Here is an 18,955-nt window from a genome sequence, read left to right on the forward strand (position 1 = left end):
CCTTCGAGGTGTCCCGTGCCCGCGTTCGACCTCTCCGTCACCGAGCTGGAGCGCTACCGTCCGGCACTCGAAGAACCCGCGGACTTCGACGAGTTCTGGCGGGAAACCCTGAGGGAGGCCGCCACCCAGGGGGATCCCGTGGTGTCGGTGCGTCCGGTGGAGACCGGCCTACGGCTGACCGAGACCTGGGACGTTACCTTCCGCGGCTTCGCCGGGGATCCGGTACGGGCCTGGTTCAGCAGACCGGCCAGGACGTCCGGGCCCCTGCCCGCCGTCGTCGAGTACGCGGGCTACGGCCGTGGCCGCGGCCTCCCGCACGAGCGGCTCACCTGGGTGAACGCCGGATACGCGCACCTGCTGATGGACAACCGGGGCCAGGGCGACCAGTACGGCTGCGGCGGCGACACACCCGACCCGCACGCCGGCGCGCCGGGCGGGCCGGGCCCGGCGGTCCGCGGCCTGCTCGACCCCCGGGACCACCACTACCGCCGCCTGATCACCGACGCGGTGCGCGCGGTGGCCGCCGTGCGCACACTGCCCGGGGTGGACTCCGCGCGGACCGTCGCCGCCGGCAACAGCCAGGGCGGCGGCCTCGCCCTGGCGGTCGCGGGCCTGGTCCCCGGCCTGGCCGCCGTCCTGGTCACCGCCCCGCTGCTGTGCGGGATCCGCCGCGCCTTGGACCTCACCGACGCGGGCCCCTACGGCGAGATCGCCGCGTATCTCTCCGTCCGCCGCGGCGCCGAGCGGGCCGCCTACCGCACCCTCTCCTACCTGGAGGGCGTCTCCTTCGCCCGCCGCGCCCACGCCCCCGCCCATTTCGGCACCGGGCTGCGCGACACCGTGTGCCCGCCGAGCGGGGCGTACGCGGCCTTCAACCGGTACGGCGAGTCGGCCGGCGTGGACCCCCGCAAGGAGATCCACGCCTACCCGTTCAACGGGCACGAGGGCGGCGACGCGGTGCACGTGCGCCGCCAACTCGACTGGCTGACTGAGGTGTTGGAGGTCAGCCGGTCGCGAGGGTGAACACGTGCAGATCCGTGTCGGCGGGCAGCCGCACGCTCGCGATCGTCCTGCCGTCCGGTGCCGTGAACGGCGCGGTGGCGAACACATAGGTCGCCACCGGGTCCCGGTCCGCCCCGGCCACGTTCCGGTACGCGCTCCGGGCGACGACCACGTTGCCGTACTGGACCGTGCCGCCGCCCCCGCCGACCGTCCAGTCGGTGAAGGAGAGGTCGACCGTGCCGGTGGTGCCGTCGGTGTAGGTGACGGTGGCCGTGGTCCGCCGGTTACCGTTGACGGCACTGCCGACGAACGACAACTTCTGTGCGGGAGAGGCGAGTTCGACGGTCTGACCGGCGGCCGAGATGTTGTCGGGCCGGCCGCTCGGCGAGTCGGGCCAGGTGAAGGCCAGCCCGTCCACCGTCCCCCGCCCGCCCGGGGTGAGCCCGGCGGCCGCGAGGGCCTGGCGGGAGTAGCTCCAGCCGCCGCCGTCGTAGTCGGCCTCGTCGTGGTCGCCCTCGTCGTCCGAGACACCGGTGTTGTCGTAGGCGGCGAGGAGGGTTCCGGGGGCGGCCACGGTCAGGGCGACGGGCTGTGCGTACGAGGTGCCGCCCGAGGTCACCGTCACCTTCACGTCGTAGAAGCCCTGGTCCGTTTCCCGCGCGGAGCCGAGGGTGATCTCCTGCGCGCCGCCGGCGACCGTGCCCTCGGCGGGGGTCGCCGTGATCCCGGCGGGCGTCTCCACCCGGAAGCGGACCTCGGGCCCCGTGCCCCCGCTCAGCGCCAGGGCCCGGATGCCGACCTTCGTGCTCCCGCCCGGCGCGAGCGTCGCCGTGGTCGGGCCGACGCCGATCTGGTACGGCTGCTCGCCCGTCCGGAAGGAGGGCGGGGCGTCGGACGGGTCGCTCCCCCAGGCCTTGTCCGGCGTACCGGAGAGCGTGTAGTCGAGCCTGCCGCCGTCCCGCACGAACGACGCCGGGAGCCAGGGACGGTCACTGGCGCGGCCGTCGACCTTCAGGGAGCGGATGTACGGCGTGCCGGCGCCGGCGCCCCGGGCGCGGACGGAGATGTCCCCGCCGTGCGGCCGGTCGATCTCGATACGCGGGAACAGCGGTGACGCCAGGACGAGTTCGGCACGGGAGGGCACCTGCGGGTACATCCCGAGCGCGGAGAAGACGTACCAGGCCGACATCGCGCCGAGGTCGTCGTTGCCGGGGATGCCGCCGGGCTGCGTCGACCACAGCCGGCTCATCGCGGCGCGGACCGTCTCCTGCGTCCTGTAGGGCGCGCCCGCGTAGTCGTACAGGTAGGGGACGTTGATCGACGGCTCGTTGTCCAGCTCGGACTTGTCGCCGCCGCTGCCGGTGAACGCCCAGTCGCCGTCGGCGTCGTGGAAGAACGCGTCGAGGCGGGCGAGCGCCTGCTCCCTGCCGCCCATCGCGGCGAACAGGCCGCCGGGGTTGTGCTGCACCATCCAGGTGTACTGGGCGGCCGTCCCCTCGACGAAACCGTTGCCGGTGGCCGGGGTGAAGCCGGTGACCCAGCTGCCGTCGGCCTTGCGGTTGGCGATGTACCCGCCGGCGGGATCGGCGGCGACGTCGAAGTTGTTCTGCCACCACTGGGACCGGCGGGCGAAGTAGGCGGCGGTCCTGCTCTCCCCGGCCGCCGCGGCGAGCTGGGAGAGGGCGAAGTCGGCGCCGGACATCTCCAGCGTCTCGGCCGCCCCGCCCCAGGCGTTGGACACCGACGGCATGTAGTGCAGCTTCATGTACGTGTCGAGGGAGGGGCGCTGGCCGACGGACAGCACGGGCTTCCCGGCCGCCGACAGGTCCTTCTCGGTCGGTACGGTCGCCGCTCTGATCAGCGAGTCCAGCGCTCCGCGCAGGTCGAAGTCCGTGCCGCCGAAGGCGCGGATGCCGGCCAGCGCGGCCGGCGAGGGATCGCCGTTCATGACGTGGGTGCCGCTCGCGCCGTGCAGCCAGCGGTCCCAGAGGCCGCCGTTCTGCCGGGCCAGCTCGTACAGGGACTGTGCGATGTCCGAACCCGTGCGCGGATCGAGCAGGGTCAGCAGCTGGACCTGGTCCCGGTAGACGTCCCAGCCGGAGAAGGTGCCGTACTGGGCCTGGTGGCCGTGCGCGACGCGGTGGACCTCGCCGTCGGCGCCCCGGTATCTGCGGTCGGCGTCGCTGATCACGTTCGGGTGCAGGAGCGCGTGGTACAGCGCGGTGTAGAAGGTGGTGCGCTCGTCGTCCGTACCGCCGCCGACCCGGATGGCCGACAGGCGGTCGCGCCAGGCCTTGCGGGCCGCGTCGCGCACCGAGCCGAAGGAGCGGTACGACGGGTTCTCCGCCGCCAGGTTGGCGGCGGCGCCCGCCCGGCTCACGTACGAGATGCCGACCTTGACGTTCACCGGCCCCGGCCCCGGCTCGAACTCGACGTATCCGCCGGCCCCCTTGCCGGCGACGGGCCGCCCGCCGGTGGAGAAGCCGCCGGTGCCCCCGCTCGCCGAGGTGGAACCCGGGTTCAGTGTGCCGTCCTGCCAGGTGCCGGTGGCCTTGAAGGCGCGGTCGAAGCGGGCGGTGAAGTGGAGGGTGTAGTAGGCGCGCCGGCCCTCGGGGTCGAGGTGGCCGCAGAAGTTGCCGGAGGTGACCGAGCCGGAGACCGTGCGGGTCGCCGGGTCGATGGTGACCGTCGAGTCCGTCGATCCCACCTCCGAGTTGGCGGTGCGGATCAGCAGGGAGGCGGGCCTGCCGTCCGGGTAGGTGAAGCGGGCCGAGCCGGTGCGGGTGGTGGCCGTGAGGTCGGCGGTGACTCCGGAGGCGAGGCCGACCTTGTAGTGGCCGGGTTCCGCCGTCTCGTCGGCATGGCTGAAGCCGGAGGCGTAGACGGCGTCCTTGGTGTCGCTCGCGGGCGACGTGGTGACCTCGCCCGGGTACGGGAAGAACGGGATGTCACCACTGCCGCCCGCGCAGCCCGTACCGGACATGTGGGTGAGGCTGAAGCCGCGGATGCGGGTGGCGTCGTACTGGTAGCCGCCGGGTGCGGCGGTTCTGGTGGCGTCGCCCCGGGTGTTCTCCGGGCTGAAGGAGAACATGCCGAAGGGGGTCACGGCGCCGGGGAAGACGTTGCCGCCGTTCCGGGTGCCGATGAGCGGATCGACGTGGGCGGTGGGGTCCTCGACGAGAGCGGGCGGGGCGGCGGACGCCGCCGGGGCGGGGGTGGCGCCGGTGACCGCGAGAGCTGCGGCCAGCAGCAGGGACGTGAGCCCCGGCGCGAGCCGGGACCTGGGACGGAATCGCATGACGCGGCCCCTCCTCCTTCGGACGGGTCGCGCACCACGGGTCGCACAAGCCGCAGGGACAGTAGCGTGCGCCACCGGTACCACGGAAGAGCGCGGGCCGGTTTCACGACGCGCTTGACATCGTTGTCTGCTCAGGCGCTAGAGTCATGTCCAGACCAATTCGATAACGTTGTCGCGCATCCAGCGTCGCCCAAGCCACGCATCACCCGGACGGCACGACCTCCCCCGCGGCCCGTCCGGCTCGCGGACCCGGTGGACCACCGTCCACCGGGTCCGCCCGGAGCGGCCGAGGCTCCGGTCAGCCGACCCGGCAGGGCAGGGTCGTCGCGGTGTCGCCGCCGGTGCCCGAGACGACGTATCCGAACGTCGCGCTCTGACCCGGACTCAGGGAGCCGTTCCAGTCGGCGTTGTGGACCATCACCGCCTGACCGTTGTACGTGGCGTTGCCGCTCCACAGACTGACCACCGACTGGCCGCTCGGCAGGGTCCAGTCGACCATCCAGCCGAGCATCGGCACGTCGCCGGAGTTGGTGACGGTCACCTCGGACTGGTAGCCGCCGTTCCAGCTGCCGGTGGTCCTGCGGGTGGCGGTGCAGGTTCCCGGCACGGGCTCGGTCGGGTTGCCCGGCTCGTGGATGCCGGTCACCTCGCCGTTGCCGCCGTCGAAGACGACGTCGGAGCAGGAGTAGAAGGTCTCCTGGCTGTCGGAGCGCTGCCAGACCATGTAGATGATGTGGCGGCCCGACTTGCCGGCCGGGAGCTGCCCGGTCCAGGAGTAGTTGGCCTCGACCGTGCCCGGGGAGCCGTTGAGCGGCGGGTGGTCGACGGAGAGGAAGGGCTGGGACTCCATGTCGTCCCAGGTGAGCGTCTTCGTCGGGTCGAAACCGTCCTTGGTGACGTAGACGTAGAACCAACCCGGGTGCGCGGCCCAGGCGTTGTAGGAGAAGTCGACGGTCGCGCCGGAGGTGAGGTGGGTGAGCGGCCAGTCGTTGCGGGGGGCGTTGAAGCCGGTGAAGTTGGTGTTGCCGCCGCTGCACAGCTCGCCGTCCGGGACGAAGCCCCGGGTGCGGCCGGCGCCGTCGGAGCGCAGTACGGAGAACCAGTTGTAGAAGGGCGTGGTGCCGCTCACCTGCTGCGCGTTCTTGCAGGCCGGGTTGACCGGTTTGATCTCACCGGTGTCGGTCAGAGCGTCCTGCCAGCACAGGAAGGTGCGGCTGCCGGGTTTCATGGGGGTGCCGTGGGCCTCGGCCCGGCCGCCGGTCGAGACGATCAGACCGAGGGCGGGGACGGTGGCCAGCAGGGCCAGGAGGACGAGGAGAAGGGCTCGGGGGCGTAATCCGGGTCGTGGCTTTGTCGTGATCATGACAGACAACATGGCGGAGTCCGTCCTTCCGTGTACGGACCGTGCACGTGGAGTGGGGTGGTGCGGGTGCGGATGCGCGTACGGGAGGCGGGAGCGGCTCCGGATCGGTTCCGGCGGGTTCCGGTCCGTCGGGACCGTCGTATGGGAGCGCTCCCACCTCACCTGTGGCGGAAGGTAGCGCCATACGGCCCACTTGTAAACGGTCTCGTCGCCGCCGCGCCTGAGCCGGGGGTGTGCGGGCCGGCTGACACGGCCGGGGTGTCACCGCAGCGAGGCCCGCGCACTCCAGGTCGGTGTGTCCGCTCCGAGGTCGCCGGTCAGGGGGAGTTCGACCGTGAACTCGGTGCGGCCGGGTGCGCTGCGGACGTCGATGCGGCCGCCGTGCGCCGCGGTGATCGCGGCGACGATGGCGAGGCCGAGGCCGGAGCCGGTCCCGGCGCCGGGGGTGGCGCGGGCGCGGGAGGCGTCGGCCCGGGTGAAGCGTTCGAAGACGGTGGGGAGGAGCTCGGGCGGGATGCCGGGGCCGTCGTCGCGGACGCGGATCGTGCCCAGGCCGTGCTCGGCCTCCACCGTCGCCACGACCCGGGTGCCCGCCGGTGTGTGCACGCGCGCGTTGGCCAGCAGGTTGGCCACGACCTGGTGCAGGCGGGCCTCGTCGCCGACGACCAGGGGGGACGTGTCGAGGCGGAGTTCCAGCTGCCAGTCGTGGTCGCCGCCCGCCGCCCGCGCGTCCCACACGGCCTCGGCGACCAGCGCGGCCAGGTCCACCTCGGCGGACTGCAGCGGCCGGCCCTCGTCCAGCCGGGCCAGCAGGAGGAGGTCCTCGACGAGGCCCGTCATACGTGCCGACTCGGCCGTCACCCGGCGCCAGGCCAGACCCGGTTCGATGCGGTCGGTGCCGCGGTTCATCAGCTCCGCGTAGCCGGCGATCGAGGCCAGCGGGGTGCGCAGTTCGTGGCTGGCGTCGGCGAGGAAGCGGCGCATGCGTTCCTCGCTGCGGCGTACCCGTTCCTCGCTGCGCTGCCGTTCGGCGAGCGAGGACTCCACGTGGTCGATCATGCGGTTGAGGGCGGCGCCGACCTGGCCGGCCTCGCTGCCGGGGTGGGTGTCGCGTTCGGGGACCCGGGTGAGGCCGGTGACCTCGCCCCGGCACAGCGGCGCGTGGGAGACCTCGACGGCGGTGGCGGCGACCCGGCCGAGGGGGCGCAGCTGACGTCGGATGACCACCGCGCAGACGCAGCCCGCCACCGTCAGGCCCAGCGCCGCGGCGACGGCCTCGACGACCACCAGGCCGCTGATCATGTCCTGGACGTCGTCCATCGGCAGGCCGGTGAGGACCCGGACGCCGTCGCCGTCGAGGGCGGTGATGCGGTAGGTGCCGAGGCCGGGGACCGTCCTGGTGTGGAGGGAGCCGTCGGTCCCGATGCCGGACAGCGCCGCGGTCTGGGCGCCGCTCAGGCTCTGCGGCGGCGCGTCCTGGCCGACCGTCGCCGCCGCGAGGACGGTGCCGTCGGCGTCGAGGCGGGCGGCCAGCATGCCGGCCGGGTGGCCGCTCTCGTTGAGGAAGGTCAGGTCCCGGGTGAGGTCCGGGTGGAGCGAGGCCCCGCCCAGGCTGCGCTCAGCCGCGTTGGTGACCCGGTCGTCCAGGTTGCCCAGCAGGTAGGCGCGCTGGACGAGGACGGTGGTGAGGGCCATCGCGGCGCAGACGGCGACCAGGACGGCGGTGATGAACAGGAGCAGGCGGGTGCGCAGGGAACGGCCCGGGAAACGGACCGTCCGCGGGGAACGGCCCCTCGCGCGGATGCTCATCTCCCGTCCTCCACCGGCCTGATGGCGTACCCCAGCCCGCGCACGGTGTGGATCATCGGTGCCCGCCCCCGGTCGAGCTTGCGGCGCAGGCTGGAGATGTACACCTCGACGAGGTTGCCGCCGCCGTCGAAGGAGGTGCTCCAGACGCGGTCCAGGATCTGCGCCTTGCTCAGCACCTGGCGGGGGTGCTCCATCAGCAGGCTGAGCAGGTCGAACTCCTTGGCGGTGAGGGCGATCCGGGTGCCGTCGCGGTGCGCCTCGCGGGACTCGGCGGACACCATGAGGTCACCGAGGACGCGGACGGAGTCGTCGGCACGGGTGCCTTCGGCGCCGGAGCGGCGCAGCAGTCCGCGCAGCCGCAGGACGACCTCTTCCAGGGAGAACGGTTTCGTGACGTAGTCGTCGGCGCCGTTCTCCAGCCCGTCGAGACGGTGCTCCAGGGCGTCGCGGGCGGTGAGCATGAGGACGGGCAGCTCGGGGTTCTCGTAGCGCAGGCGGCGCAGGACCTGGATGCCGTCCAGGTCGGGCAGCATGCCGTCCAGGACGACGGCGTGCGGGGCCCAGCGACGGGCCTCGCGCAGCGCGCTGTGCCCGTCGGCCGCCGACCAGGCGCGCCACCCCTCCTCCGTGACGGCCGCGGACAGCACTTCGGTGAGCGCGGGTTCGTCATCGACGATCAGGACGCGGACCCGTCCGCTTCGGGTACCGGAGATGCCAGCCATGTCCCGATCGTGTCCCGGCCGGCTGGGGGAATCCTGTGTTCAGGCTGGGTGCCGGCGATGACCGGGGGCGGACAGGGCGAAGGGCCGCACCCCCGTCACCGGGGATGCGGCCCTGACTGCCCTGCCCTGCCGCCTACTTGCGGATCAGGCTGCGCAGCACGTACTGCATGATGCCGCCGTTGCGGTAGTAGTCCGCCTCGCCGGGGGTGTCGATGCGGACGACCGCGTCGAACTCGACACCGGTGTCGGTGGTGACCTTGACCGTGCGCGGGGTGGTGCCGTTGTTGAGCTCCTCGACGCCGGTGAAGGAGAAGGTCTCCTCGCCGGTCAGGCCGAGGGAGCCGGCGGAGGTGCCCTCCGGGAACTGCAGCGGCAGGACGCCCATGCCGATGAGGTTCGAGCGGTGGATGCGCTCGTACGACTCGGCGATGACGGCCTTGACGCCGAGCAGCGCGGTGCCCTTGGCTGCCCAGTCGCGGGACGAACCGGAGCCGTACTCCTTGCCGGCCAGGACGACCAGCGGGATGCCCTGCTCGATGTAGTTGCGGGAGGCGTCGTAGATGAACGCCACCGGGCCGCCGTCCTGCGTGAAGTCGCGGGTGTAGCCGCCCTCGGTGCCCGGCGCGATCTGGTTGCGCAGGCGGATGTTGGCGAACGTGCCGCGGATCATGACCTCGTGGTTGCCCCGGCGGGAGCCGTAGGAGTTGAAGTCACGACGCTCCACACCGTGCTCGGTGAGGTACTTGCCGGCCGGGGTGTCGGCCTTGATGGCGCCGGCCGGGGAGATGTGGTCGGTGGTGACCGAGTCGCCCAGCTTGGCCAGGACGCGGGCGCCGGTGATGTCGGAGACCGGCTCCGGGTCCATGCCCATGCCCTCGAAGTACGGGGGCTTGCGGACGTAGGTGGACTCCGGGTCCCACTCGAAGGTGTTGCCGGTCGGGATCGGCAGCGCCTGCCACTGCGCGTCGCCCGCGAAGACGTCGGAGTAGGACTTGCTGAACATGTCCTCGCCGATGGCGCTCGCCACGACCTCGTTGACCTCGGCCTCGGAGGGCCAGATGTCCTTGAGGAAGACCGGGTTGCCGTCCTGGTCGGTGCCCAGGGCCTCCTTGGTGATGTCCACCTTCATGGAGCCCGCGAGGGCGTACGCGACGACCAGCGGCGGGGAGGCCAGGTAGTTCATCTTGACGTCGGGGTTGATACGGCCCTCGAAGTTCCGGTTGCCGGAGAGGACCGAGGTGACGGCGAGGTCGTGGTCGTTGACGGCCTTGGAGACCTCCTCCGGCAGCGGGCCGGAGTTGCCGATGCAGGTGGTGCAGCCGTAGCCGACGAGGTTGAAGCCGACCTTGTCGAGGTACGGGGTCAGGCCCGCCTTGTCGAAGTAGTCGGTGACGACCTTGGAGCCCGGGGCGAGGGTGGTCTTGACCCACGGCTTGCGGGTCAGGCCCTTCTCCACGGCCTTCTTCGCGACGAGCGCGGCGGCGACCATGACGTACGGGTTGGAGGTGTTGGTGCAGGAGGTGATGGCCGCGACCGTCACCGCACCGTGGTCCAGCTCGTAGGTGGTGCCGTCGGGGGCGGTCACCGGGACCGGGTTCGACGGGGCGCCGTTGGGCGCGACGGCCGGGGCGTCGGAGGCGGGGAAGGACTCCTGGCCGGCCTCGTCGACGACGTCGACGTAGTTGCGTACGTCGCTCTTGAACTGCTCGGCGGCGCCTGCGAGGACGATGCGGTCCTGCGGGCGCTTCGGGCCGGCGATGGACGGGACGACCGTGGCCAGGTCCAGCTCGAGCTTCTCGGAGAAGTCCGGCTCGGCCTTCGGGTCCAGCCAGAGGCCCTGCTCCTTGGCGTACGCCTCGACGAGCGCGACCTGCTGCTCGGAACGGCCGGTGAGCTTGAGGTACTTCAGGGTCTCGTCGTCGATCGGGAAGATCGCGGCGGTGGAGCCGAACTCCGGCGACATGTTGCCGATGGTGGCGCGGTTCGCGAGGGAGGTCGCGGCGACGCCCTCGCCGTAGAACTCGACGAACTTGCCGACCACACCGTGCTTGCGGAGCATCTCGGTGATGGTGAGGACCAGGTCGGTGGCGGTGGTGCCGGCGGGGAGCTCCCCGGTCAGCTTGAAGCCGACCACACGCGGGATGAGCATGGAGACCGGCTGGCCGAGCATCGCGGCCTCGGCCTCGATGCCGCCGACGCCCCAGCCCAGCACACCGAGGCCGTTGACCATGGTGGTGTGCGAGTCGGTGCCGACGAGGGTGTCGGGGTAGGCCTGGCCGCCGCGGACCATGACCGTGCGGGCCAGGTGCTCGATGTTCACCTGGTGGACGATGCCGGTGCCCGGCGGGACGACCTTGAAGTCGTCGAACGCGGTCTGGCCCCAGCGCAGGAACTGGTAGCGCTCGCGGTTGCGGCCGTACTCCAGCTCGACGTTCTGCGCGAAGGCCTCGTGGGTGCCGAACTTGTCGGCGATGACGGAGTGGTCGATGACCAGCTCGGCCGGGGAGAGCGGGTTGACCTTCGCCGGGTCGCCGCCGAGCTCCTTGACGGCCTCACGCATGGTGGCGAGGTCGACGACACAGGGAACGCCGGTGAAGTCCTGCATGATCACGCGGGCCGGCGTGAACTGGATCTCCTGGGAGGGCTGGGCCTGGGAGTCCCAGGTGCCGAGGGCGCGGATGTGGTCGGCGGTGATGTTCGCGCCGTCCTCCGTGCGGAGCAGGTTCTCCAGCAGGACCTTGAGGCTGTAGGGGAGTCGGGCCGAGCCCTCCACCTTGTCCAGGCGGAAGATCTCGTACGACTCGTCGCCCACCTGCAGCGTGCTGCGGGCGTCGAAGCTGTTCGCCGACACGACGGTCTCCTTCATTGATGTGCGCGTTACCACCGCATCCTGCCGCCACGCCGGCTTGGCCGGTCCGCTAAGGTAAGGCTAAGTTAGGTCACCCTTACTGGAGTGGCGGCCGCGGTGCGCCTCGGCAGATATCTCGATGTCGAGATAACTCTAGTACATGGGGGCTGGATGGTCATGCCCGGGCTCGCTCCACCCCCTGGGCCGCCTCCGGAAGGGGGGGCCGCACGCCCGGGAGCGACAGGGGGGGCGACAGGGGGCGGCGCCCCGCACCGAGGAAGCGCGGCCCACAACGCGCGGGCGGCCGCCGTACGCGCCGGGCGTCGCCCGAGGGCCGCTTCGCGGAGCATCCCGCCGACGGGGGCCAGGATCCGGCGGAAGCCGCGACCCGCGCGAGGACGGCCCGGCCATGGAGCGGCCGGGCCGGGGTAGACGACAGCGGAAGGGCAAGGACAGGAAGGGCGACGACAGAAGGAGGTCACATGCCCCTCACCTTCCGCAAGAGCTTCCGCATCCTCCCGGGGGTGCGCCTGAACATCAACCGGCGTTCCTGGTCGATCACCACGGGTGGCGGCCGGCACGGTCCGCGGCACACCCACAGCAGCACCGGACGGCGTACGACATCGGTGGATTTGCCCGGACCCTTCGGATGGCGTCGCACCCGGACGGCCAAGCGCCGTTGACGGGATGTCACCCGAATGGACCCCCCGAGAGGTGCCATCTCATATCTGAGATAACCTCAGCCTCATGGCAGACGACTACCTCGTACGCATCGGCAAGCTCATCCGTGACGCCCGGCAGCACCGGGGCTGGACACAGGCACAGCTGGCCGAGGCGCTCAACACCAGTCAGAGCGCCGTCAATCGCATCGAGCGCGGCAACCAGAACATCAGCCTTGAGATGATCGCTCGGATCGGTGAGGCGCTGGACAGCGAGATCGTCTCGTTGGGCTACGCGGGACCGATGCATCTGCGTGTCGTGGGGGGCCGTCGGCTGTCCGGCGCCATCGATGTGAAGACCAGCAAGAACGCGTGCGTGGCCCTGCTGTGCGCCTCCCTGCTCAACCGGGGGCGCACAGTGCTGCGCCGGGTCGCCCGGATCGAGGAGGTCTACCGTCTGCTCGAGGTGCTGAACTCCATCGGTGTCCGCACCCGTTGGATCAACGGCGGGGTCGACCTGGAGATCGTGCCGCCGGCCGAGCTGGACATGGCGGCGATCGACGCCGAGGCCGCCGTGCGCACGCGGTCCATCATCATGTTCCTCGGCCCGCTGCTGCACCGGATGAACGCCTTCAAGCTGCCCTACGCCGGCGGCTGCGACCTGGGCACGCGGACGATCGAACCGCACATGATCGCGCTGCGCCGGTTCGGGCTGGACATCGCGGCGACGGAGGGCCAGTACCACGCGGTCGTGGACCCCGCCGTGCGTCCGAACCGCCCCATCGTGCTGACCGAACGCGGGGACACCGTCACCGAGAACGCGCTGCTGGCCGCCGCCCGCCACGACGGCGTGACCGTCATCCGCAACGCCTCCTCCAACTACATGGTCCAGGACCTGTGTTTCTTCCTGGAGGCGCTCGGGGTGCGGGTCGAGGGCATCGGCACCACCACGCTCACCGTGCACGGGGTGGCGGACATCGACGCGGACGTCGACTACTCCCCCTCCGAGGACCCGGTCGAGGCGATGAGCCTGGTGGCCGCCGCGGTGGTGACGGAGTCGGAGCTGACGGTGCGCCGGGTCCCCATCGAGTTCCTGGAGATCGAGCTCGCGGTCCTGGAGGAGATGGGCCTCGACCACGACCGCACGCCCGAGTACCACGCCGACAACGGCCGCACCCGGCTGGTGGACCTCACCGTCCGGCCCTCCAAGCTGGAGGCGCCGATCGACAAGATCCACCCCATGCCGTTCCCCGGCCTGAACATCGACAACGTCCCGTTCTTCGCGGCCATCGCGGCCGTCGCGTCGGGCAAGACCCTCATCCACGACTGGGTCTACGACAACCGCGCGATCTACCTCACCGACCTCAACCGCCTCGGCGGCCGCCTCCAGCTCCTCGACCCGCACCGGGTCCTGGTGGAGGGCCCCACCCGCTGGCGCGCCGCCGAGATGATGTGCCCGCCGGCCCTGCGCCCGGCCGTGGTCGTCCTGCTGGCGATGATGGCGGCGCAGGGCACGTCCGTGCTGCGCAACGTGTATGTCATCAACCGGGGTTACGAGGATCTCGCGGAGCGGCTGAACTCGATCGGGGCGCAGATCGAGATCTTCCGGGACATCTGACCCGCCCTTCCGCCGGACATCCGGCCGGCCCGTTCCGCGGGACGTCCGGCCGGCACACCCGCGGGGCCTCTCGCCGGCCCGCCTCCGGTGCTTCTCCCTCGGCGCTGCGCGGGTGTGCCCGGCCGGGGTGGGCCGGCGGCCGCCTTCCGATCGATGTTCGCTGTCCGGTCACGGAAGGCGGCCGCCGTCTGGGGGCCGTCGTCACGACGGCGGTTCGGACGGGCCGCGGGCCGCCTGGAGGTCGGCGAGCAGTTCGGCCTGGCCGGTCAGGACGCCGGACAGGATCGTGCGGGCGACCCGCAGGAGTTCGGCGACGTGCGGGCTGGTCAGGGAGTAGTAGACCGTGGAGCCCTCCCTGCGGGTCACCACCAGGTTCGCCCGGCGCAGGACCGCCAGCTGCTGGGAGAGGTGCGCGGGCTCGATGCCCACCTCGGGCAGCATCTCCGCGACCGCGTGCTCGCGCTCGCTCAGCAGCTCCAGGACCCGGATGCGGGCCGGATGCCCGAGCGTCTTGAAGAACTCGGCCTTCAACTGGTAGAGCGGCGTACTCACCGGCCCGCCTCCTCCCCGCGACAACAGCACGGTATCCACCCACTCGTCCTACACATGCGGCCCGTCCTCACCCGTGCGACCGGCTGCGCCGGATCCGTGCCGGGACGCCGGGCCACCGATTCCCGTGGCGATGACCTCTGGAATTGCCAACGTTAGCAATTACTCAGACCCGCCTGTCCTGCCGCCCGAGGGGCGGGGTGCGTCCGCCGGCCAGCCGGTGGTGCGCCACTCCTGGCGCTCTTCGCCCCGCTCCGCCCGCTGCCCGGTCCGGTGTGCGGCGAGCGCCGCCGCCCGGTCCACGTGGACCGGGATGGGCGGTCCGTCACCGGCCGGGACGAGCGAGCCGTCGGCGGGGATCGCGGCCAGTTCCAGGGTGCGGCCCGCCGCGGCGAGGCGGCGGGCGGCGTCGGTGATGGCCAGCTGTCCCTCCGCCGACCAGCCGCGCAGCTCGGTGAGGTCGACGACGACCGGGCCGGTGCCGCGGGTCAGGGCCCAGCCGACGGCTCCGCCGAAGCGGCGCACGGCCTGGGGGCCGAGATGTCCGGCGACGGAGAGGACGCCGAGATCGTCGTGGACGGTGTAGCGCCAGTCGATGGTCATGCGGGTGCACTTCCTTGCCTGGGTCGGGTGGTGGAGGTCCGCGCTGCGGCCGGAGAGGGGGTCAGAGGGGGAGGGAGATCCAGATGCTCTTGCCCCGGCCGTCGGCGTCACCACGGACCACCGCGGTGCCGCCCAGGGTGACGACGAGTTCCATGACGGTGCCCAGTCCGCCCGCGCCGGATCCGCCGACCGCCCCGTACAGCGAGGGCTGGTAGGGGTGTCGGTCGTGCACGGCGAAGGCCAGGCAGTCCGCGCCGGCCGCGTAGACCACGGTGACCTGCGGGGAGAGCGCGGCGGCGTGCCGGACACTGTTGGTCACCAGTTCGCTGAGGATCAGCAGCGCCGGGTCCACCGTGGGGTGGCGCAGGCCGATGCCCCACTCGACCAGTGCCTGTTCGGCCGTCTGGCGCGCCAGGCGGACGGCGGACGGTTCACTGGGCACGGTGAGCACGTGCCGGTGGGGCAGCGTTTCGAGCCCGGCGGTCATCGGTTCTCCCTCCGGGAGCCGGCCCCGTGCAGGGCGGTGGGGGACGCGTCGTCGGGCGGGCGGTCAGGGGATTCGGTGGACTTCGCGGCGGTCGGGACCGTCGCCCGCCGGTGGGCCGCGGGAGACAGGACCCCGGACCGTTCCAGGTGGTCGCGGGCGGCGCGGATGGCCTCCGGGGTGGTGGCGTACTCCCGGCCGTCGTGTTCGAGGAGGTCCAGGGCGCCGACGGAGTCCAGGACCTGCCGCTGGTCGGCGCGTATGCCGGAGGCCAGGACGAGGATGCCGCGCCGGCGCAGCTTCAGGACCGCGTCCTTCAGGACGAGCGCGCCGGTGGCGTCCATCGTCGACACCCGCGACATGCGCAGGATGACCACCCGGACGTCCGCGACCTCGGTCAGCTCCAGCAGGAAGCGGTGCGCGGCCGCGAAGAACAGCGGTCCGTCGATGCGGTACGCCACGATGTGCTCGGCGAGCAGGGCGTGTTCCTCGGCGCTGTGGTCGCCGCGGTCCAGCGGGACCTGGTCGAAGCGGGCCTGCAGGGCCACCGCCCGCAGGGCCAGGAAACCGGCCACCGCCAGGCCGATCAGCACGGCGTAGACCAGGTCCAGGGCGAGGGTGGCGACCGCGGTGAGGACGAGGACCAGCGCGTCGGAGCGGGTGGCCCTGGCCATGGCCCGCAGGGAGCCGACCTCGACCATGCGGATCGCGGTGGCCAGCAGGACGCCGGCCAGGGCCGCGAGGGGGATCCTGGACACCAGGGGCGCGGCGGCGAAGACGATGACGGCGAGGATCGCGGCGTGGGTGAGGGCGGCCAGGCGGGAGGACGCCCCCGTACGGACGTTGACGGCGGTGCGCGCGATCGCGCCGGTCGCGGGGACGCCGCCGAACAGCGGGGCGGCGATGTTGGCGAGGCCCTGCCCGAACAGCTCCCGGTCGGGGTCGTGCCGCTGACCCACGGTCATGCCGTCGGCGACGGACGCCGACAGCAGGGACTCCAGGGCGGCGAGGGCGGCGACCGCGACGGCGGGGGTGAGCAGCGAGCCGAGGGCTCCCGGGTCGAGGAAGGAGAAGGACGGGACGGGCAGCCCGGAGGGCAGGGCGCCGATCGGCTTCGCCGCGTCCAGGCCCGCCGCCTGTGCCACGACGGTCGCGGCGATGACCGCGACGATGGAGAAGGGGATGGTCGGCCGCCACCTCGCGCCGACGAGCATCACCACGGCGACGGCCACCGCGAAGCCCACCGCCGTCCAGTTCGGAGCCTCCGCGAACCGCGCGACGGCCCGCCAGGTGACCACCAGGACACGGTCGCCTTCCGGCTTGGGCACCCCGAGCGCGTTCGGGATCTGCTGCAGCCCGATCACGCAGGCGATGCCGAGGGTGAAGCCCTCGACCACGGGAGCGGGCACGTACTGCATGTACTTGCCGGCCCGCAGCGCGGCCAGTGCCACGAGCATCACGCCCGCCATCAGTCCGACGGTGAGCACTCCGGCCGGCCCGTACGCGCCGACGATCGGCACGAGGACGACCGTCATGGCGCCGGTCGGCCCGGACACCTGGAGGTTCGATCCGCCGAAGACGGCGGCCAGCGCGCCCGCGACGACGGCGGTGGCCAGGCCCGCCTCGGCGCCCAGCCCCGAGGAGACCCCGAAGCCGAGTGCGAGCGGCAGCGCCACGATCGCCACGGTCAGTCCCGCGAGCAGATCCCGGCGCGGGTCGCGCCGCAGGTCGGCCAGATCGGCGCGGCCCGGCAGGAGAGAGGTGATCCGGGCCAGGGCCCGGCTGATCCCGGAGGTCATCGCGCGCCGCCCTCCGCTTCCCGCGGCCCGGCCGGCGGCTCGCCCTGCCGCGTACGGAAGAACGCGGCCTCGGCCTGGTACGTCGGAACCGACACGACTCCTCGACTTCCCTGGACCCGCACCCCGCGCGGTTGCGCGGGGGCGCTGCGCCGGCGCCGGTCGCTGCGGGCGCAGCAAACAAAGCATCTATCTAATTGCGCAATTTTGCAATTCAGCATCCCGTTGATCTGCTTGCGGTCCGTCGCGGTCCACCGCGAACAGCGTCGCCGGGCACAGTCGGCGCGCCCTGCGTCAGGACAGGGCGCGCGGCTGCGCCCGCGGCTACCTACGGGCACAGCGATCACAGCATCTAACCAATTGCGAACATTGGCAACTCGGCAGCGGACCGACGCCCTGAAGACCCGTCCGTGGGGCGGGTCAGGCCTTCTTGACCACGCTCGACTTCAGCTGCATGGCACCGAAGCCGTCGATCCGGCAGTCGATGTCGTGGCCGTCGACCCCGTCGACGAGCCGGATGCCACGCACCTTCGTCCCGGCCTTGATACCGGAGGGGCTGCCCTTGACCTTGAGGGCCTTGACGACGACCACGGCGTCACCGTCCTGAAGCACGTTGCCGACGGCGTCCCGGACGACGCGCGCGGCGGGGCCGGCGGCGTCCCCCGCGCCCTCGGCGGGCATCCACTCGTGGCCGCACTCCGGGCACACCACCAGGGCGTTCATCTCGTAGGTGTACTCGCACGAGCACTGGGGACAGGGAGGAGGATTCTCGATCATTCCGCCAGCGTATCCGGCCGGGTCCCGCCCCGGCCCGGCGCGAAGGGCACCGCCCGGCGCCCTCCCGGAGCCACCGCGGGCCGCCCGGCGACAGCGCCCCGGGCGGCCCGCGGTGTCGCGCGCGGTGCCTGCGGTCCTCAGGCGATCTCGTCCGGCGTCGCCTCGGCACCGGCCGACCGGCGCGTCAGGCGGACCAGCGCCACTCCGGTGACGGCGGCGACGGTGGCCGCCATGAGCATCCCCGCGAGTACGCCGATGCCCGCGATCAGCAGGGGAGACTGGCCCGGGTGCCACAACGGCATGGACACCGCGCAGAAGACGGCCAGCCCGGCCAGCCAGGCGGCGGCGGTGGCCCAGATCCACAAGCCGCCGCCGCTGACATGGCGACGGAGCACCCACCACTGCGCGGTGCCCAGGCTGAGCAGCAGGAGCAGCCCGTCGACCACCGCCAGGCCGGCCGCGACCGGCCAGAATCCGACCCGGGGAAGCACCGCCGACGGCAGCAGACCCAGCAGCCAGGCGCAGGCCGCCGCCCCCGCGGTGGCCGACACCCAGCGGCCCCGGCGCAGGCCGGGCAGCACCCCGTGCAGCACATGGGCCTGAGCCGCGCCCAGCACGGCTCCCTCGGCCGCCCCCGCCGCCAGCAGCACCGGCCACTCGATCGCCGCGGAGGCGTCACCGATCACGGCGGCCGCCGCGGCGGGAACGCAGAATCCTGCGGCCTCCCCCAGCGTCGTCCATCGCCACCAGCGTGCCCACAGCCGCCGTCCCGCCGGATCCGGCGGGGCGGCCGCGGGACCTTCCCGCCCGGGCCGCGCGCCGGAACGACGGCCGGACGTCAAGGTGATCACGACCATGGGGTCGTCGGCGGCGATCCGGGTGCGGGCATGGCGTCGGCCGTAGATCCGCTCCGCCCCGGCACGGCCCGGATGCTCCGCCGGGACCAGGCGTCCGCTGCCCTCGTGGGTCGCCCCTTCGAGCAGCACGCGGACCTCACGGGGCTCGGTGAAGTTGCGCCACCACCGCTTGCCGGCGGCGCGGCCCACCAGGATCACGAGCTGGTCGCCCTCGCGCGCGCACTGCACGGGCAGGGTCACCGGGCGCCCGCTGCGCCGCCCGTGGAAGGTCAGCGCGCACAGACCGGGCAGGGCCGCGTGCCACCGTGACCTCAGCACCGCCAGCACCACGCGGTTCGCCCGCCCCGGCCGGGGCGTCACGGTGGCCGAGCCGCCCGCCGGAATGCTTCCTGCGTCCATGGTCCCAGCGTCCGCGCGGTCACCCCGTCCCGGCCAGGGCCGTTCGGCCGCGCGACACGGCCGAACAGCTTGTGTCCCTGGTCACAGACGGCGTCCGGGCCGGTGGGACGGCCGGGGATTAACACATGCGTTCGCGTGCGGCCAGAGCCGTTCGGGCATGATGAGAACGTG

General features: G+C 72.5%; 14 protein-coding genes. 3 read left to right on the forward strand and 11 right to left on the reverse strand.

The features are described 5' to 3' along the window. Positions 1-15 precede the first annotated feature (15 nt). Positions 16-1,023: an acetylxylan esterase gene (locus ACFY30_RS32450; RefSeq protein ID WP_390848714.1), complete on the forward strand. Its 1,008-nt coding sequence runs from the start codon at positions 16-18 to the stop codon at positions 1,021-1,023. On the opposite strand, the gene ACFY30_RS32455 is transcribed toward ACFY30_RS32450, so the two are convergent. The 5 genes from ACFY30_RS32455 to acnA all read right to left on the reverse strand — a co-directional run bounded on the left by ACFY30_RS32455 (position 1,004) and on the right by acnA (position 11,045). After that, on the reverse strand, positions 1,004-4,300 hold the full coding sequence (locus tag ACFY30_RS32455) for a GH92 family glycosyl hydrolase (protein ID WP_390848715.1): 3,297 nt from the start codon (positions 4,298-4,300) through the stop codon (positions 1,004-1,006). The two genes, ACFY30_RS32450 and ACFY30_RS32455, sit on opposite strands and share 20 nt — an antisense overlap. 298 nt (positions 4,301-4,598) lie before the next feature. Beyond that, the gene (locus ACFY30_RS32460; RefSeq protein ID WP_390848716.1) at positions 4,599-5,663 is read right to left on the reverse strand and encodes a lytic polysaccharide monooxygenase; all 1,065 of its coding nucleotides are present in this window, start codon (positions 5,661-5,663) and stop codon (positions 4,599-4,601) included. Positions 5,664-5,924: 261 nt separating this feature from the next. Further along, positions 5,925-7,472: a sensor histidine kinase gene (locus ACFY30_RS32465; RefSeq protein ID WP_390848717.1), complete on the reverse strand. Its 1,548-nt coding sequence runs from the start codon at positions 7,470-7,472 to the stop codon at positions 5,925-5,927. Then, positions 7,469-8,194 (reverse strand): response regulator transcription factor, encoded by a 726-nt coding sequence (locus ACFY30_RS32470; RefSeq protein ID WP_390848718.1) that lies wholly within the window; start codon positions 8,192-8,194, stop codon positions 7,469-7,471. The genes ACFY30_RS32465 and ACFY30_RS32470 overlap by 4 nt, the downstream gene beginning before the upstream one ends. Before the next feature lie 133 nt (positions 8,195-8,327). Beyond that, a complete protein-coding gene (gene acnA, locus ACFY30_RS32475; protein ID WP_390848719.1) occupies positions 8,328-11,045 on the reverse strand; it encodes an aconitate hydratase AcnA in 2,718 nt (905 codons plus the stop codon). A 479-nt stretch (positions 11,046-11,524) separates the two neighbouring features. On the opposite strand from acnA, the gene ACFY30_RS32480 reads away from it, so the two are divergent. Both ACFY30_RS32480 and ACFY30_RS32485 read left to right on the forward strand, forming a co-directional pair. Further along, positions 11,525-11,725 carry a DUF4236 domain-containing protein gene (locus ACFY30_RS32480; RefSeq protein ID WP_390848720.1) on the forward strand — a complete coding sequence of 67 codons (201 nt, stop codon included), beginning with the start codon at positions 11,525-11,527 and terminating at the stop codon, positions 11,723-11,725. Positions 11,726-11,789: 64 nt separating this feature from the next. After that, positions 11,790-13,319 (forward strand): UDP-N-acetylglucosamine 1-carboxyvinyltransferase, encoded by a 1,530-nt coding sequence (locus ACFY30_RS32485; protein ID WP_390848721.1) that lies wholly within the window; start codon positions 11,790-11,792, stop codon positions 13,317-13,319. Between the two features lie 201 nt (positions 13,320-13,520). Here ACFY30_RS32485 and ACFY30_RS32490 read toward each other — a convergent pair whose 3' ends face one another. The 6 genes from ACFY30_RS32490 to ACFY30_RS32515 all read right to left on the reverse strand — a co-directional run bounded on the left by ACFY30_RS32490 (position 13,521) and on the right by ACFY30_RS32515 (position 18,784). Next, on the reverse strand, positions 13,521-13,871 hold the full coding sequence (locus tag ACFY30_RS32490) for an ArsR/SmtB family transcription factor (RefSeq protein ID WP_390662451.1): 351 nt from the start codon (positions 13,869-13,871) through the stop codon (positions 13,521-13,523). A gap of 159 nt (positions 13,872-14,030) precedes the next feature. Beyond that, positions 14,031-14,471 carry an anti-sigma factor antagonist gene (locus tag ACFY30_RS32495; RefSeq protein WP_390848722.1) on the reverse strand — a complete coding sequence of 147 codons (441 nt, stop codon included), beginning with the start codon at positions 14,469-14,471 and terminating at the stop codon, positions 14,031-14,033. Between the two features lie 61 nt (positions 14,472-14,532). Beyond that, on the reverse strand, positions 14,533-14,958 hold the full coding sequence (locus tag ACFY30_RS32500) for an ATP-binding protein (protein ID WP_390848723.1): 426 nt from the start codon (positions 14,956-14,958) through the stop codon (positions 14,533-14,535). Further along, entirely contained in the window at positions 14,955-16,754 is a 1,800-nt protein-coding gene (locus ACFY30_RS32505) for a SulP family inorganic anion transporter (protein WP_390848724.1), read from the reverse strand. The genes ACFY30_RS32500 and ACFY30_RS32505 overlap by 4 nt, the downstream gene beginning before the upstream one ends. 417 nt (positions 16,755-17,171) lie before the next feature. Continuing rightward, positions 17,172-17,528 (reverse strand): zinc ribbon domain-containing protein YjdM, encoded by a 357-nt coding sequence (locus ACFY30_RS32510; protein ID WP_390848725.1) that lies wholly within the window; start codon positions 17,526-17,528, stop codon positions 17,172-17,174. A gap of 137 nt (positions 17,529-17,665) precedes the next feature. Beyond that, positions 17,666-18,784, reverse strand: coding sequence for a nitroreductase/quinone reductase family protein (locus ACFY30_RS32515; protein WP_390848726.1), 1,119 nt, complete (start codon positions 18,782-18,784; stop codon positions 17,666-17,668). Positions 18,785-18,955 lie beyond the last annotated feature (171 nt).

Origin of the sequence: Streptomyces sp. NPDC000345 (assembly GCF_042898825.1) — a bacterium.
Lineage (GTDB): Bacteria > Actinomycetota > Actinomycetes > Streptomycetales > Streptomycetaceae > Streptomyces.